Origin of the sequence: Rahnella perminowiae (assembly GCF_019049695.1) — a bacterium.
Lineage (GTDB): Bacteria > Pseudomonadota > Gammaproteobacteria > Enterobacterales > Enterobacteriaceae > Rahnella > Rahnella perminowiae.
Map to the genome: position 1 here is coordinate 1 of NZ_JAFMOT010000149.1, position 16,141 is coordinate 16,141.

Annotated in this window: 16 protein-coding genes; 15 read left to right on the top strand and 1 reads right to left on the bottom strand. The window is 50.7% G+C overall.

What is annotated here, in order from left to right:
- The first annotated feature begins 272 nt into the window (after positions 1–272).
- The 13 genes from J1781_RS02540 to ruvX all read left to right on the top strand — a co-directional run bounded on the left by J1781_RS02540 (position 273) and on the right by ruvX (position 13,441).
- On the top strand, positions 273–908 hold the full coding sequence (locus J1781_RS02540) for a fimbria/pilus periplasmic chaperone (RefSeq protein ID WP_238483456.1): 636 nt from the start codon (positions 273–275) through the stop codon (positions 906–908).
- Between the two features lie 88 nt (positions 909–996).
- Positions 997–1,500 carry a CS1 type fimbrial major subunit gene (locus J1781_RS02545; protein WP_217233165.1) on the top strand — a complete coding sequence of 168 codons (504 nt, stop codon included), beginning with the start codon at positions 997–999 and terminating at the stop codon, positions 1,498–1,500.
- Positions 1,501–1,589: 89 nt separating this feature from the next.
- Positions 1,590–4,286 carry a TcfC E-set like domain-containing protein gene (locus tag J1781_RS02550; protein WP_217233166.1) on the top strand — a complete coding sequence of 899 codons (2,697 nt, stop codon included), beginning with the start codon at positions 1,590–1,592 and terminating at the stop codon, positions 4,284–4,286.
- Positions 4,283–5,428 carry a CblD like pilus biogenesis initiator family protein gene (locus J1781_RS02555; protein ID WP_217233167.1) on the top strand — a complete coding sequence of 382 codons (1,146 nt, stop codon included), beginning with the start codon at positions 4,283–4,285 and terminating at the stop codon, positions 5,426–5,428. Before J1781_RS02550 ends, J1781_RS02555 begins: the two co-directional genes overlap by 4 nt.
- A gap of 85 nt (positions 5,429–5,513) precedes the next feature.
- Positions 5,514–6,668 (top strand): CblD like pilus biogenesis initiator family protein, encoded by a 1,155-nt coding sequence (locus J1781_RS02560; protein WP_217219440.1) that lies wholly within the window; start codon positions 5,514–5,516, stop codon positions 6,666–6,668.
- 21 nt (positions 6,669–6,689) lie between these two features.
- Positions 6,690–7,433: a fimbria/pilus periplasmic chaperone gene (locus J1781_RS02565; protein ID WP_217219441.1), complete on the top strand. Its 744-nt coding sequence runs from the start codon at positions 6,690–6,692 to the stop codon at positions 7,431–7,433.
- A gap of 308 nt (positions 7,434–7,741) precedes the next feature.
- On the top strand, positions 7,742–9,136 hold the full coding sequence (locus tag J1781_RS02570) for a sugar porter family MFS transporter (RefSeq protein WP_015698489.1): 1,395 nt from the start codon (positions 7,742–7,744) through the stop codon (positions 9,134–9,136).
- 75 nt (positions 9,137–9,211) lie between these two features.
- Positions 9,212–9,733, top strand: a complete 522-nt coding sequence (locus J1781_RS02575) for a SprT family zinc-dependent metalloprotease (protein ID WP_129953320.1) — start codon at positions 9,212–9,214, stop codon at positions 9,731–9,733.
- Positions 9,734–9,826: 93 nt separating this feature from the next.
- Positions 9,827–10,540 (top strand): deoxyribonuclease I, encoded by a 714-nt coding sequence (gene endA, locus J1781_RS02580; protein ID WP_217233168.1) that lies wholly within the window; start codon positions 9,827–9,829, stop codon positions 10,538–10,540.
- A gap of 87 nt (positions 10,541–10,627) precedes the next feature.
- Complete coding sequence (rsmE, locus tag J1781_RS02585; protein WP_217233169.1) at positions 10,628–11,359, top strand: 16S rRNA (uracil(1498)-N(3))-methyltransferase; 732 nt, start codon at positions 10,628–10,630, stop codon at positions 11,357–11,359.
- An 11-nt stretch (positions 11,360–11,370) separates the two neighbouring features.
- A complete protein-coding gene (gene gshB, locus J1781_RS02590; RefSeq protein WP_217233170.1) occupies positions 11,371–12,321 on the top strand; it encodes a glutathione synthase in 951 nt (316 codons plus the stop codon).
- Positions 12,322–12,449: 128 nt separating this feature from the next.
- Positions 12,450–13,013 (top strand): YqgE/AlgH family protein, encoded by a 564-nt coding sequence (locus tag J1781_RS02595; RefSeq protein ID WP_217233171.1) that lies wholly within the window; start codon positions 12,450–12,452, stop codon positions 13,011–13,013.
- Positions 13,013–13,441: a Holliday junction resolvase RuvX gene (gene ruvX, locus J1781_RS02600; protein ID WP_129953037.1), complete on the top strand. Its 429-nt coding sequence runs from the start codon at positions 13,013–13,015 to the stop codon at positions 13,439–13,441. The genes J1781_RS02595 and ruvX overlap by 1 nt, the downstream gene beginning before the upstream one ends.
- On the opposite strand, the gene J1781_RS02605 is transcribed toward ruvX, so the two are convergent.
- Positions 13,432–14,454, bottom strand: coding sequence for a type IV pilus twitching motility protein PilT (locus J1781_RS02605; RefSeq protein WP_217139423.1), 1,023 nt, complete (start codon positions 14,452–14,454; stop codon positions 13,432–13,434). The genes ruvX and J1781_RS02605 overlap by 10 nt on opposite strands.
- Positions 14,455–14,476: 22 nt before the next feature.
- Here J1781_RS02605 and J1781_RS02610 point away from each other — a divergent pair, with 22 nt between their 5' ends.
- Entirely contained in the window at positions 14,477–15,214 is a 738-nt protein-coding gene (locus J1781_RS02610) for a YggS family pyridoxal phosphate-dependent enzyme (protein ID WP_217233172.1), read from the top strand.
- A gap of 54 nt (positions 15,215–15,268) precedes the next feature.
- Positions 15,269–16,090: a pyrroline-5-carboxylate reductase gene (gene proC / locus J1781_RS02615; RefSeq protein WP_217233173.1), complete on the top strand. Its 822-nt coding sequence runs from the start codon at positions 15,269–15,271 to the stop codon at positions 16,088–16,090.
- Positions 16,091–16,141: the final 51 nt, after the last annotated feature.

The following is a 16,141-nucleotide window of genomic DNA, read 5'->3' on the forward strand; positions in this document are numbered from 1 at the left end:
TAGTTAAACAGATAACACAAATAGCTAATTTCCATGCCATTGACCTGAACATTCATTGAATCTATTATTCACCCCATCGAAACAGCCAAAACAAATACTTACGCAAAGGGAATGAACGAAATACTTTTCCGGATAACGTTTAATTAAATATTGAGAAAATGACCATGCCCTTAACGAAATTAAAATCCCTGGTAATGATTTTAGCGGCCGCCCCATTATTTTTTCCCGCATTATCATTTGCAGGAATAAGCGTTTACCCTATTTCTGTTCCGATGGAAAAAAACGGCGCTGCACAAATTAGCGTAACAACAAACTCCGACACCACGGAGTATGTGAAAACGACCGTAAAAAAAATTAATAACCCTGGCACATCTCAGGAAAATGAAATTATCCTAAATCAGTCATCGGGTCAGGGTATTATTGCCACACCCGCGAAATTTGGACTGGCGCCTGGCACCACCCGAATTATACGTCTGATTAATATTCAGCAACCGCAAACAGAAGAAGCGTACCGCGTTTATTTTGAAGGCGTTCCGGCACCGAATAATAGCAATGACAAAAATGAACCCAAAGGCGCAGCTAAACTCGGCATCAGCATGATCTGGGGCGTACTGGTTACCGTGCCACCCGCTGCCCCGCGACTGGATTTCACACTAAACCCCGTCAGCCGCGAGGTCAGTAATACCGGCAATATTCATCTGAAGATTAACAGCATCGGTTTATGTCCTCAGCAACTCACTGATGACGGATGTCAATGGAGTAAACCGGTAAAGAACAGTATTTATCCTAATCAGCACGCCACATTAGACCCTGCCTTATTTAAAGGAAATAACTACCGCGTAGTGAAAGTGAAATATTTCAACTGGACAGATAAAAAAACCGGCGTAAAAGAATTCAGTGCAAAATAAACATCATTATTTTTCACTGAGAAATCAGCAATACCCTTGTTATAAAAATGCATATTGACATGCACCTTCTACATTAAGGAATTAAACAATGAAATCCGTTATCAAGCCACTGATAGCAACCATGATCATGGGCATGGCAATTAACGCCTATGCTGTTCAGAAAGATATTACTGTAACTGCAAATGTTGATGCTACTTTAGATATGACGACTGACACCGGCGAAATATTACCTTCCACGCTGGAAATGAATTATAAGCCTGGCGTAGGTCTGGAACCCGTTTCACAGATGACCAAAATCTTTTCCAACGATGCTGAAAAAAATGTGAATATTAATCTGGCCGGTAGTCCGCAATTAATGGATACCGTAGGGACTAATCCCAATATCCCCCTGACCGTAAAATATGGTGACCTGACCCTGACACAGGCTCAGCAGACCATGACCGCAACCACGCTGTTCCCGAATGGTGATACCGCTAATGGTTCCATCATCCAGCCTCTTAAAGTCAGTCAGACCACACAGGCACCTGTTGCTTCCGGTAACTACAGCGGCGTTGTCAGCGTTGTGCTGACTCAGGCAACCGTAACGCCATAAGTGTTCGCACGTCTGAAACACTCCCCATCGGCCTGTTAATCAGGCCGATTCTTTTCCACTTTGTCAGATTTTTGAATAAAGGAAAAATAATGAACTCAAATCTGAAAGTGTCTCTCTGCTTTCTGGCCATTCATTTTGCTTTATTCAGCAATCTTGCTTTTGCAGACTCCGGCGTTCCGCCGGGGTTCGAAGAACTGGTCTCGGGCCAGAACATCTGGCTGAACGTCAATCTGCTCGGTCAGTCGGCCGGATTATTTGAAGCCAACGTCACGCTGGAAACCGTACAGTTTAAAGATCCGCAGGCAGTCCTGACCGCACTGAACCTGCCACTAAAACCCGGCACGCCGGATTATCAAAAAATACTGGCAACCTTATCTGCACCGCTTGCACGACATGGCAACCTGGCCTGTGACAGCAATGCGGACGCCAAAGGATGCGGTTATCTGGAAACTGATTCGGTGGCCCTCATTTATGATGAAAATAACAGCGCAGCCGACCTTTTTGTCAGCAAAACACTGGTGCCTGATGCTGATAAAAAAGCCCTTTATTATACCCCGACAGCGCAGACGGAAAATGCGTTAATTCATCAGCAAACACTGAACGTGGCGGCACAGGATGAATACCAGAGTCTGTCTTTACAGGGCTCCGGCGCACTGGGCGTGCTGACTAACGGTTACGTGGGTTTTGACTGGTCACTCGACTCTTACAAAAGTGACGACAGTGACAGCCAGACAGTGTCAGTGGATGATTTCTATTTCCGTCAGAGTTTGGGCAAACGCCATTACGTGCAGGCCGGACGTATGGATTCCCGTGATCTCTCCGGCAATCTCGGCGGCAATATTACCTTCGCGCTGTTACCGCTTAATGCGATTGACGGCATCCGCGCCGGGAGTTCCCTGAGCTACCTGAACCTTGAAGAGGCCAGCAAAGGTTCGCCGCTGGTGCTGCTGCTTTCCAGTAAATCCCGCGTCGATGCCTATCGTGGTAATCAGTTGCTGGGCACTTTCTACCTTAATAACGGTTCGAATACGCTGGATACCGGTAGCTTCCCCAACGGAAGCTACGCGGTCACCCTGAGAATTTATGAAAATAACCAGCTGGTACGTACCGAGACTCAGCCTTTTACGAAAACGGGCGGGATCGGCGACGGGCATCTGCAATGGTTTTTACAGGCGGGAGAAACGGCAGACAATCACGTTGTTCGCACCACCGGTGACGATGAAAACGACAGCACACCGCGTAAACCTGTAATGCAAGCAGGGGCCCGCCTGCCGGTTGTTGCCGAAGTCACGGCCACTGCGGGTATCGCCAATACAGATAATGAAAGCTACGGCGAAGCGGGTCTGCAATGGACTCACGGCTTTAACGGAAAAGTGATCGACGGCGTGCTGGATATGCAGGCCAATATGTTTAGCGGCACCGAAGGTTCGAAAGGTAACGTTGAACAAATCAGTTATAACGACGGCTTTTCCATGAGCGTTTATCGCAATGCCGCTTACGGTAAAAGCTGCACCAGTGCGGATGTCAGCCAGTACGATTACGCTGATATTGGATGTTACGAATCCGTCAGCGGTACTCTTTCCGTGCCGGTCAAAGGTTGGTCAGCCTCGCTGGGATACACGTACAATAAAAATACCAGCCTCTCGCCGGATTCTTCATCATACGATCCTTCAAAGCCTTTTGAAGACAACATGATTAACCACACCGAATCGCAGAGTACATCTAAAACCCTGCAACTGAGTCTGAACAAAAGTTTCACCTGGAAACAGATGACCGTCACCACGCGGTTTGGCGGATATCGTCGCGAAAGCAGCAGCAACAGTGATAATGACAAGGGTATATATATCGGTTTTTCACTGTCACGGAACACGCCGAAAGATGCGCAGTTGCGCAGCAGCAACACTTCCTTCAGCACCGATTATCAGGGCAGCCAGAATGGCGATGCGCAGATGACCTACAACGCCAGCCAGAACTGGGACTGGGGGAGTAACAATGAGCGCGAACTGGGTATTGATATGGGGGGTACGGATACTGACAACGCTAACGCCTCGGTTCATGGCCGTCTCAACGGGCAATACGGCGATGGCGAACTGACCGTTTCCGACAGCTATGATAATCAGCAAAAAACCCATCAGGGAGCGGTAACCGGCAGCTACAGCTCTTCCGTTGCGGTATCTACATCCGGCTTCTTCTGGGGGCCAGGCGGTACCGGCTTACCGGGTGCTGCGGTAGCCGTGAAGGTGAAAGGCAGTAATGAAGAAGATGCCGATGCCGCAGATGACGCGCTGATCGACGTTTCAGTTCAGGGCGGCGGTGGCGCCAAAATGAAACAAAACAGTAAAGCCCTGTTCCCGGTGACCGGTTTTGAAGAAGGCAAAGTGACCGTCGATGAAAGTCGTGACGTCAGTCCCGGTAGCCAGGCCAGCATTACGCAGGGCGCGGGCAGCCAGAATTTATTCCTTCTGCCGGGGAAAATGAAAGTGCGCGAAGTGAAAATGGAATCCCGTTACACCTACGTCGGCCAACTGGTTACGGCGACAGGTGAACCGATTAATAAAGGCAGTATGCTCAATGCCAGCGCGTTCAGTTCTTCAGAAGATGGCGGATTCACGGCAGAAATGACCTCTCAGGCGAAAAGTTTGTATGTCCGTAATGGCGATAAGAATTATCAATGCGCAGTAAACGTACAGTCGAGCCGTGATGTGGTGCGTTATGTGGGTAAAACCCTGTGTAAACCGGTTCAGTTTGCGGATTTGCCAGAAAATATACAGAAGAAAAACAAATGAAACTTATCCCGTTTTTTACATCATTAGTTCTGCTATGCCTCCCGTTGATGATGGTATCAAATGCCCATGCAGATCGGGTTGAGCCAACGGGGCGTGATACCCCCGTTATCGCAACATTTGATAAATCATCGCCACCTGCGCAACTTGATATCTGGAAGGATGAAAGTGGCGGTTATGATTCCGATAACGACTCGTTATGGGGAAGAAACACATGGGTTTGCCTGTCCTCCTCAAATCCAATCTATGGTCAGTGCAAAACGACAGTAACCGGCGTAGAAGAGGGAAATACCCTCATTCCTATTCTTTTTACTGAGCAAAGAAGCCATATGACACAGGTGATAAATCTTACGGGATATCATAAAATTAGCGTATCAGTAGGAAATGCCTGTTGGGCTGCAGGGGTAATTGGAGGTCCCTATCAGGTTTATGCAGCCATGGAGAAAAACTGCGGGGGTGTGAAGCACAATGATGAATCTTTATTAACGGTTTATGTGACAAGTCAGGAATTGCAGAAACTACCCACTGGCGGGATCTGGGAAGCCAATCTAAAAATGAACTTAATGCAGTGGAGCCCGGCAGCTAAACTCGCAGACTGGAATGCCCATTTCACCCTCAACGTCACTGACAATAATAACCAGCAGATCTATTTGCCGGAATTTGGCCAGGCCGCACCGCGCGTTGACCTCAATATGCGCCCGCTGCCCGGTACGGGTGGTAAACAGGCACAAATGAATGGCGCTGCTAATATTGATATGTGCCTGTACGATGGTTATGGCTCAAACAGCACCAGTTTTACCCTGAAATTTGACGATCGGCAGCAGGGAACGACGCAGCGTAATAATGGTTATTTTTCTATTTACTCAGATCACGGCGACGTTAATCAGGATTCAGGGCGCATTGATTATTACGTGAAAATGCAAGCCCCCGACGGTAAATATGTCAGCATCATACGTGGCGAGGATCTGGTCATCCCTCATATTCAGACAGCCCGCGTCCGGCCGGTGCACCTTCCGGGGATCCCGCAGGCAGTATTATGCATACCTGCGCCACTGGAATTAAGTACCAAGACTCTGGATATCAACAGCAAACAAGCCGGGCATTATACCGGACACCTGATTGTGAATTTTACCTCGCAGCTTTAGGTAAAGGGGTATCCCGCAACGCCGGAATAAAAGCAGGCCATTACTGAGAAGATGACGAGCCCGTCAGAAAACACCTGGGAATAAAATGAAACTCACCACTTGTCTGACATCATTACTGCTCCTGCTCAGTACTTCGTTACTGACAATGCCAGACGCGTATGCGGAGCGGGTAGAACCTACAGGGCGTGATACCCCCGTTATCGCAACATTTGATAAATCATCGCCACCTGCGCAACTTGATATCTGGAAGGATGAAAGTGGCGGTTATGATTCCGATAACGATTCGTTATGGGGAAGAAACACATGGGTTTGCCTGTCCTCCTCAAATCCAATCTATGGTCAGTGCAAAACGACAGTAACCGGCGTAGAAGAGGGAAATACCCTCATTCCTATTCTTTTTACTGAGCAAAGAAGCCATATGACACAGGTGATAAATCTTACGGGATATCATAAAATTAGCGTATCAGTAGGAAATGCCTGTTGGGCTGCAGGGGTAATTGGAGGTCCCTATCAGGTTTATGCAGCCATGGAGAAAAACTGCGGGGGTGTGAAGCACAATGATGAATCTTTATTAACGGTTTATGTGACAAGTCAGGAATTGCAGAAACTACCCACTGGCGGGATCTGGGAAGCCAATCTAAAAATGAACTTAATGCAGTGGAGCCCGGCAGCTAAACTCGCAGACTGGCACGCCCGTATCACCCTCAACGTCACTGACAATAATAACCAGCAGATCTATTTGCCCGAATTTGGCCAGGCTGCACCTCTGGTGAATTTAAATATGCGTCCGCTTCCGGGCAACGGAATTAATAAAGTATCTGTTATCGGCAGCGCAAGTATTGATGTCTGTCTGTACGATGGTTACAACGCCAACAGCAGCGCGTTTATGTTAACAATAAACGATAGTTATACCGGGCAGGGAAACCGAACAATGACTGATTTTTCTTTGGTCCGTCAGGGTGGCAATGAGAGTAATGACCGAGATCGTATTGATTATTTAGTTGATATTCTCAACCCTGATACTAACACGATACAGACCGTGACGCGTGGAACTCAGATGACGTTCACCAAAATACAGCAGGCTCACATCCGTCAGGTACATTTGCCTGGTCTCCCCCAACCCGTGATCTGCGTGCCGGCTCCTCTCACATTGAGTACCCAAATGTTCGAGATTAACAGTAAAAATGCCGGCCAATACCGGGGAACGCTCACGCTTAATTTCACACCGTCGCTCTATTAACCTCACAGAAGGCATATTCGCATGCTGCAAAATCCCAGGCTCACCGCTGGCCTCAAAATACTCTCACTGGCGACCCTGGCGGTTCCGGTCTTATGTTTTGCCAATATCACCGTTTCACCGATGAAAGTCATACTTAACGATCAGCATGCCGCCGCTCTGGTGATCAGTTCTAAAAGTGAAACAACTCAGTACATTCAGGGAAAAATCAACGAGGTGCATAATCCCGGTACACCTGAAGAAAATGAAACGCCTGCGCCACAGGGAACATCCAACAGTCTGGTCGTATCACCGCTAAAATTTGGCTTACCCGCCGGTAACAACCAGCCGGTAAGGATCGTAGGTCTCGGCGAAAGCAATGAAGAAAAAATCTACCGCGTACATTTTCAGTCTCTGACACCAGAAGAATTTAAAAACACAGGCAGTAACAAAAACTTCACCAGCGACCTGAGTCTGACCATCGTATGGGGCGTGGTGGTCATGGTGCCACCCGCCAAACAGATTGCAAAACTGGGGTGGGATGCGTCCGCTCAGGAAATAACCAACACCGGCAATATTCACCTTCTGGTGAATCGCATCGGGTTGTGTGCCAGCGACAAACCTGAGGCGAAATGTCAGTGGAAGGTTCTGAAAAAAAACGTCTATCCAGGTAAACCTTTCCCGCCCAGCCTTTCTTTTCCCGGTTCAGTTTCTTCCGAAAATGTGAGGATTGAGTATTTCAACGATTACACTCAACGGCAGGAAACGGAAAATTACCCTCTCAGATAATAGCGATAATGAAAACGGTTACAGGCAATAATTCATTATTAATTAACAAGTTATTTTCATATGTAAAAGTTTGATACACAGTATTGATTGATATAAATCAATTTGTGAGCTATTAATCTTAGGTGCCTTCCCTTCCTGTTACGCTATCCGTTTGAAACCCTTAAAAAACAAGTCACCCGACCACCCCTATTAGTGTAAACGATTACAACACTGTGACGGGGCTCACGTTAAGCCGTGTGCAGGGTTAATAACATAACAGCCTAAGCATTATTACAAACTCAACACGATTGCATTATTTTGGAGACCGGATGAATAACTCAACATCGACGAAAGGAAAGCGCTCAAACAAAAGCGTCACTTTCTTTGTCTGTTTTCTCGCTGCCCTTGCCGGACTGCTGTTCGGCTTAGATATCGGCGTCATCGCTGGTGCCCTGCCCTTCATCAGCCATGATTTTCAGATAACCAACCACCAGCAAGAATGGGTGGTCAGCTCAATGATGTTTGGTGCCGCCGTCGGTGCTGTCGGCAGCGGCTGGCTGAACTTCCGTCTGGGCCGTAAATTCAGTCTGATGATCGGCGCGATCCTGTTCGTGGTCGGCTCCCTCTGTTCAGCCTTTGCACCTAACGCAGAAATCCTGATTGTCGCCCGCGTTCTGCTGGGTCTGGCGGTGGGGATTGCCTCTTATACCGCGCCGATTTATCTCTCCGAAATTGCACCGGAGAAAATCCGCGGCAGTATGATTTCGATGTACCAGCTGATGATCACCATCGGTATTCTGGCGGCGTATCTGTCTGATACTGCGTTCAGCTATACCGGGGCATGGCGCTGGATGCTGGGCATCATCACCATTCCGGCATTGCTGTTACTGGTCGGTGTCTTCTTCCTGCCGGACAGCCCGCGCTGGCTGGCTGCCCGTGGCGATGATGGAAAAGCGCGCCGCGTACTGGAGAAACTGCGTGATTCCAGCGAACAGGCGAAACGCGAGCTGGATGAAATCCGTGAAAGCCTGAAAGTAAAACAAAGCGGCTGGGGGTTGTTCACCAATAACAAGAACTTCCGTCGTGCGGTCTACCTCGGCATTCTGTTGCAGGTGATGCAGCAGTTCACCGGTATGAACGTGATCATGTACTACGCACCGAAAATTTTCGGGATTGCTGGTTTCGCCAGCACCTCTCAGCAGATGTGGGGCACGGTAATTGTCGGTCTGGTGAACGTGCTTGCGACCTTTATTGCCATTGGTCTGGTTGACCGCTGGGGTCGTAAACCGACGCTGAAACTGGGCTTCCTGGTGATGGCGGTAGGGATGGGCGTGCTCGGTACCATGCTGCATATTGGTGTGGAATCCGATGCGGCGAAATACTTCTCCATCGCTATGCTGCTGATGTTTATCGTCGGTTTTGCGATGAGTGCCGGCCCGCTGATCTGGGTACTGTGTTCTGAAATTCAGCCGCTGAAAGGCCGCGATTTTGGTATCACCGTCTCCACCGCAACGAACTGGATCGCCAACATGATTGTCGGCGCGACCTTCCTGACCATGCTCGACAGTCTCGGCAATGCCAACACCTTCTGGGTGTATGCAGCGCTGAATGTCGTGTTCATCTTCATTACCATTGCGCTGATCCCTGAGACCAAAAACGTCTCGCTGGAACATATCGAACGCAATCTGATGAAAGGTGAAGCACTGCGCGACATCGGTAAGTAAGCGTTTCCTTCCTCCCCTGCAAAGGGGAGGAATTCCATATTGCATCTCTTTCCCGCCAGATTTATCCTTCGCCAGATGAAAACCACACGTCTCCCCATTGCCCTGCAACAAGCCGTTATGCGCTGCCTGCGGGAAAAGCTCCTGATGGCAAATCAGTTTTTTGGCACCGATTATACGGAGCCGGAGATAAGCTATCAGCAACGCGGTACCAGCGCGGGAAGCGCGTATCTGCAACACTGGCAAATCCGGCTTAATCCGGTGCTGCTGATGGAAAATCAGCAACCCTTTATCGACGAAGTTGTTCCGCATGAACTGGCCCATTTACTGGTCTACCGCCGCTTTGGCCGCGCGCCTGCGCCGCATGGTAAAGAGTGGCGCTGGATGATGGAACATGTGCTGGGTGTGTCAGCGAGCAGAACACACAAGTTCGAAGTCGCGTCCGTACAAAGTAAAACCTATCCGTATATATGTGCCTGTCGTGATCACCGGCTTACCGTGCGGCGCCACAATAAAGTAATGCGAAAAGAGTCGGAGTATCGCTGCCGTCATTGCGGTGAACTGTTACGTTTTAACGCTAACGGCAGTACTAATTGCTGATTTATCAACCACTCATTAGCAGCAAAGTCCCATTGTCACGACGCCTTTCATCCGTTACCCTTCCGGCCTTTTAGTTTCGGGGCTTTCAGAAATATGTTTCGTAAAAAGTTCTTATCTTTTCTGTTTATCGGTGCGCTGGCACCGCTGAGCGCGTTCAGCCAGTCCGGCAATGCCATTAATAATTTCAGTCAGGCCAAGGCGGCCGCTGTTAAAATCAATCAGGGCGCGCCAACATTTTATTGCGGCTGCACTATCCACTGGCAAGGGAAAAAAGGCACACCGGATCTGCAATCCTGCGGCTACGCAGTACGTAAAAGTGAACAACGCGCCAACCGGATCGAATGGGAACATGTGGTTCCCGCCTGGCAATTCGGCCACCAGATGCAATGCTGGCAGGATGGCGGGCGCAAAAATTGCGCAAAAAGTGCCAGCTATCGCCAGATAGAAACCGACCTGCATAATCTTGAACCGGCCATTGGCGAAGTGAACGGCGACCGCAACAATTTTATGTACAGTCAGTGGAACGGGGGTGAAGGTCAGTATGGCCGCTGCGAAATGAAAATCGACTTTAAAGCCAAAGCCGCTGAGCCGCCAGCCCGCGCCCGGGGCGCTATCGCACGTATTTATTTCTACATGCGTGACCAGTATAAATTGAATTTATCCCGCCAGCAGGCGCAGTTGTTTACCGCATGGGATCGCCAGTATCCGGTGACCGCCTGGGAATGCGAACGCGACAACCGTATTGCCAATGTGCAAGGCAATCATAACCCTTACGTTCAGCAGGCTTGCGCGCAAAGAAAAAGCTAACCTACTATAGAGCACAATAGTCAGCGACAGGGCTGGCAACAGTTGCCAAAATAGCCCACATCAACATTTTAAGGACAGCAGCCATACATGCGCATACCCCGCATTTATCATCCGGAAATCCTGACCGCACGTAGCGAAATTGCGCTCAGTGAAGATGCCGCTAACCACGTCGGACGCGTTCTGCGTATGCAGCCCGGTCAGGCGATTCAGCTTTTTGATGGCAGCAACCAGGTCTTCGAAGCCAGCATCACTCAGGTTGATAAGAAGAGCGTGCGCGTCAGTCTGAACGAAGGCGTGCTGGCAGATAATGAATCCCCGCTTAATCTGCATCTTGGCCAGGTGATATCGCGTGGCGAGAAGATGGAATTCACCATCCAGAAATCCATCGAGCTGGGCGTCAATACTATTACCCCGCTGTTTTCAGAACGTTGTGGTGTAAAACTTGACGGTGAACGTCTGGAGAAAAAATTGCAGCAGTGGCAGAAAATTGCCATCGCGGCCTGCGAACAATGCGGCCGTAACCGTATCCCGGAAATTCGCCCGGCGATACAGCTTGAAGCCTGGTGTGGCGAACAGGACGATAGCCTGAAGCTGAACCTGCATCCGCGCGCCAGCCACAGTATTAATACCCTGCCGCTGCCGGTGAGCCATGTTCGCCTGCTGATTGGCCCGGAAGGCGGTTTATCCGCTGACGAAATTGCAATGACCTCCGGCTACGGATTTACTGATATCCTGCTGGGACCCCGTGTTCTGCGTACAGAAACCACAGCACTCACCGCGATAACGGCCTTACAGGTTCGTTTCGGCGATCTGGGTTAAGAGGAAACCAAATGATTAAGCTTGGCATCGTGATGGATCCGATCTCTTCCATCAACATTAAAAAAGACACCAGTTTCGCTATGTTGCTGGAAGCGCAGAGTCGTGGTTATGAACTGCATTACATGGAAATGAATTCCCTGTATCTGCGCGGCGGCGAAGGCCGTGCGACCACTAAAAAACTCAGCGTGAAGCAGGATTACGACGGCTGGTATGAGTTTGGGACAGAGCAGGATATCGTCCTGCAGGAACTTGACGTCATCCTGATGCGTAAAGACCCCCCTTTCGATACCGAATTCATCTATGCCACGTATATCCTCGAACGTGCCGAAGAAAAAGGCACGCTGATTGTCAACAAACCACAAAGTCTGCGCGACTGTAACGAGAAGCTGTTCACCGCATGGTTCCCGGAACTGACGCCGGATACGCTGGTGACCCGCAATGCAGCGCAGCTGAAAGCCTTCCATAAAGAACACACCGACGTGATCCTCAAGCCGCTCGACGGCATGGGCGGCGCTTCGATTTTCCGTCTGAAACCGGAGGATGCGAACGTCTCAGTGGTGATTGAAACCCTGACCGAACATGGCAGCCGTTTCTGCATGGCACAAAACTATCTGCCTGCAATCAAAGACGGTGATAAACGTGTTCTGGTGGTCGACGGCGAACCGGTACCTTACTGCCTGGCGCGTATTCCCGCACAAGGCGAAACCCGCGGTAATCTGGCGGCTGGCGGCCGTGGTGAAGCACGCCCGCTGAGCGAAAGTGACTGGGCAATAGCCCGCACCGTAGCCCCTGTACTCAAACAAAAGGGCCTGATTTTTGTTGGTCTGGATATTATCGGCGATCGCCTGACGGAAATTAACGTCACCAGTCCGACCTGCGCACGTGAAATCGAAGCCGCCTTCCCGATTTCCATCACAGGCATGCTGATGGACGCCATCGAGAAACGTCTGGCTGCAAAGTAAGCGCAGATTAACATCGGTAAACGGGTTGTTCAGCATTGCTGGATAACCCGCTTTTTTTGGCAAGCCTGACGTAATAAACTGGTCTGCCTGCACTGATATCTATTCTGAGGTTAAACATCCTGCATAACATGAATCTACAACACCACTTTCTTATTGCGATGCCTGGCCTGGATGAACCCCAGTTCAAACGTTCGGTCGTGTACATCTGCGAGCACAATGAAGACGGCGCCATGGGTCTGGTGATTAACAAACTGGTCGACGATTTCACGGTTGAAAACGTGCTCGACAAACTGGACATCACACCCGAACCCCGTGATCTGAGCATTCGTCTTGATCGCCCGGTTTTTTCCGGTGGCCCGCTGGCAGACGATCGCGGTTTCATTTTGCATACGCCGCGCGAAGGTTTTGGCTCCAGCATCCGTATCTCTGACAGCACCATGATCACCACCTCCAAAGATGTACTGGAAACACTGGGCACCCCCGCTCAGCCGAAAGATGTGCTGGTGGCGCTGGGCTATGCCGCCTGGGAACAGGGCCAGCTGGAAAAAGAATTGCTGGAGAATTCGTGGCTGACCATTGAAGCAAACAGCGACATTCTGTTCCGTACACCGATTGCTGACCGCTGGCGCGAAGTGGCGAAAATGATCGGCGTTGACGTCGGGCAACTGGCCACCCACGCGGGGCATGCATAATGGCAAACCGCACGGTTTTTGCTTTCGACTTTGGTACTAAAAGTATTGGTCTGGCTATTGGCCAGGAAGTGACCGGCACCGCCCGCCCGCTGACCTCGTTTAAAGCGCAGGACGGCACACCAGACTGGCAGAAAATCGAAAAGTTGCTGAAAGAATGGTTGCCGGATCTGGTGGTTGTGGGTTTACCGCTGAATATGGACGGCACAGAACAACCCCTGACGGCCCGTGCACGTAAATTTGCCAACCGTCTGCATGGCCGTTTTGGCGTCCAGGTTGAACTGCATGACGAACGTCTGAGCACCGTCGAAGCCCGTGCTGATTTGTTCGATCGCGGCGGTTTCCGTGCGCTGGATAAAGGCAGCGTGGATGCTGCTTCCGCCGTCATTATTCTGGAAAGCTGGTTCGAGAAACAATGGAATCACTCCTGATTTTCCGCCAGTAATCCTGCACATTGCCGCTGCTGACGGCTTTGTGCAAACGTCTGCATTCCGGCCTGTACACCGGTTTGCAGGATATCCGCCAGCTGATGGGTTTTTCCTTCGCGAATTAAATTGCACACAGCAGGCGTGGACGTCAGTACTTCAAACAGCGCTACCCTTCCCGTTTTTTTACCGTCTTTTTCTGCCGACACCGCCAGTTTTTGCGCAATCACGGCCCGCAGGCTGCCCGCCAGTTGCGCACGGACAAACGCTTTTTCTTCAGCCGGAAATACATCAACCAGCCGGTCAATCGCCTGCGTGGCGTTGCGCGCATGCAGTGTTGCGAGAACCAGATGTCCGGTTTCCGCCGCCGTCAGCGCCAGCCGGATACCCTCGGTGTCGCGCAACTCACCAAGCAGCAAAACATCCGGGTCTTCACGCAGCGCACCGCGTACGGCTTCGCCAAATGAACGCGTATGCAGCCCGAGTTCACGCTGCTGAATCAGACATTGCCTGCCCGTGTGAATAAGCTCGATCGGATCTTCCAGAGTAATAATATGGCGCTTCACATGGCGGTTGAGATGATCAATCAGCGCGGCAAGAGTGGTAGATTTCCCGCTGCCTGTCGCGCCGGTGACCAAAATCAGGCCGTCTTCCTGCATAATGACGCGTTGCAAGATATCTGGCGCCAGCAAAGCAGCCAGTTCAGGACAACGGGCAGGCACCGGTCTGAGTGCCGCAGAAAGCCCGTGCAGTTGCTGAAAGATATTGATCCGTACCCGTATGCCATCGCCCAGTGAAAGCGCTTTATCCACCTGCCCGGCCTGCTGTAAAGCATACTGCTCCGTCGCATCCAGCCACTCACGGGTCAGCCCCAGCATCTGCGAGGCATCGACCACCGGCAGATCTTCACAGCGGCATAATTCTCCGTCAATGCGTAACACTGGCGGATAGCCAGTACAAAGGTGCAGATCTGAGGCATTTTGCTTTACACTACGTCCCACTAATCCATCAATATCCATGTTGAAATCCTCCTGAGTCCCTATGAGCCTTAGTCAGCAAAACGCTATTGAGCAGAACTTACAGAATGTCCGTGAGAAAATCGCCACAGCTGCACATCTTTGCGGCAGACCTTCAGAAGAAATTACCCTGCTTGCAGTGAGCAAAACAAAACCTGCGAGCGCTGTCGAAGAAGCTATTGCCGCCGGACAACTCGCGTTTGGCGAAAACTACGTGCAGGAAGGCGTTGATAAGATTGCCCACTTTGCCGGACATCAGCCCGCGCTGACCTGGCACTTTATCGGGCCGCTGCAATCGAATAAGAGCCGCCTGGTGGCGGAGAATTTCGACTGGTGCCATACCATTGATCGCCTGAAAATCGCCCAGCGACTGAACGAACAGCGTCCGGCCGGGTTACCGCCTTTGCAGGTGCTGATTCAGGTAAACATCAGTGATGAAGCCAGCAAATCCGGCATCGCAATCGGTGATATTGCAGAGCTGGCCCGCCAGATTATGACGATGCCTCACCTGTCATTGCGCGGTCTGATGTCCATCCCGGCAGTGGAAACAGATTATGCGCGACAGCTTGAAGTGTTCGGCAAAATGCGTGAGGCACTGAAAGATTTGCAACGTATTTGTCCGCGGGCCGATACGCTGTCGATGGGGATGACCGATGATATGCCTGCAGCGATTGCGGCTGGCAGCACGATGGTTCGCATCGGGACCGCCATTTTCGGTGCCCGTGATTACGGCGTAAAACAGTCACCGTTATCTTTGGATTGACTGCTTTACTCTTGATAGGCTCAATTCAGCCCCCATTAAAAGCAAGGAGCATGAATGCAACATCGCAAAATCAGTTTTATCGGCGCCGGTAATATGGCGGGCGCAATTATTTCCGGCCTGGTCGAAAGCGGCTATCCGGCACATCTCATCAGCGTTTGTGCCCCGTCCACCACGCATCGCGATGCGCTGGCTGAAAAATATGGCGTACAAAGCAGCAGCGATAACAGCGGCTGTGCAAAAGAGGCAGATGTAGTGGTTTTGTCCGTAAAACCACAGATGATGGCCGATGTGTGTAAAGCACTGCAAAAAGACGTGGATTTTAGCGACAAGCTGGTACTGTCGATTGCCGCAGGCGTCAGCGTGGCGCGTTTTTGCGAGTTGCTGGGAGAAAATCTGAATATTGTGCGTATTATGCCCAACACGCCCTCCCTCGTCGGGAAAGGCATGAGCGGCCTGTACGCGCCTGTTCAGGTATCTCAGGCAGACCGTGATTACAGTGGCGAACTGATGACCGCCGTCGGCAAAATTTGCTGGGTCGATACCGAAGAAGGTATTAACCATGTGATTGCCGCCGCAGGCAGCGCACCGGCGTATTTCTTCCTGTTTATGGAAGCCATGCAGGCCGAAGCGCAGCGTCTGGGTTTCAGCGCTGAAACCGCACGGATGCTGGTTGAGCAAGCTGCCAGCGGTGCCAGCGCCTTAGTAGCCGCCAGCCCGGACACGCCATTGTCACAACTTCGTGAGAATGTGACATCCAAAGGTGGTACGACGTTTGAGGCGCTGCAGGTTTTCACCGACCGTAAATTACCGGAGATTGTTTCCGAAGCCATGCAGGCCGCCATTGCCCGTGCGCAGGAAATGGAAAAACTGTTCTGACAAGAACGAATAATAAAATATGACTGTCTAAAATCATTCGCGTTGCGGCAA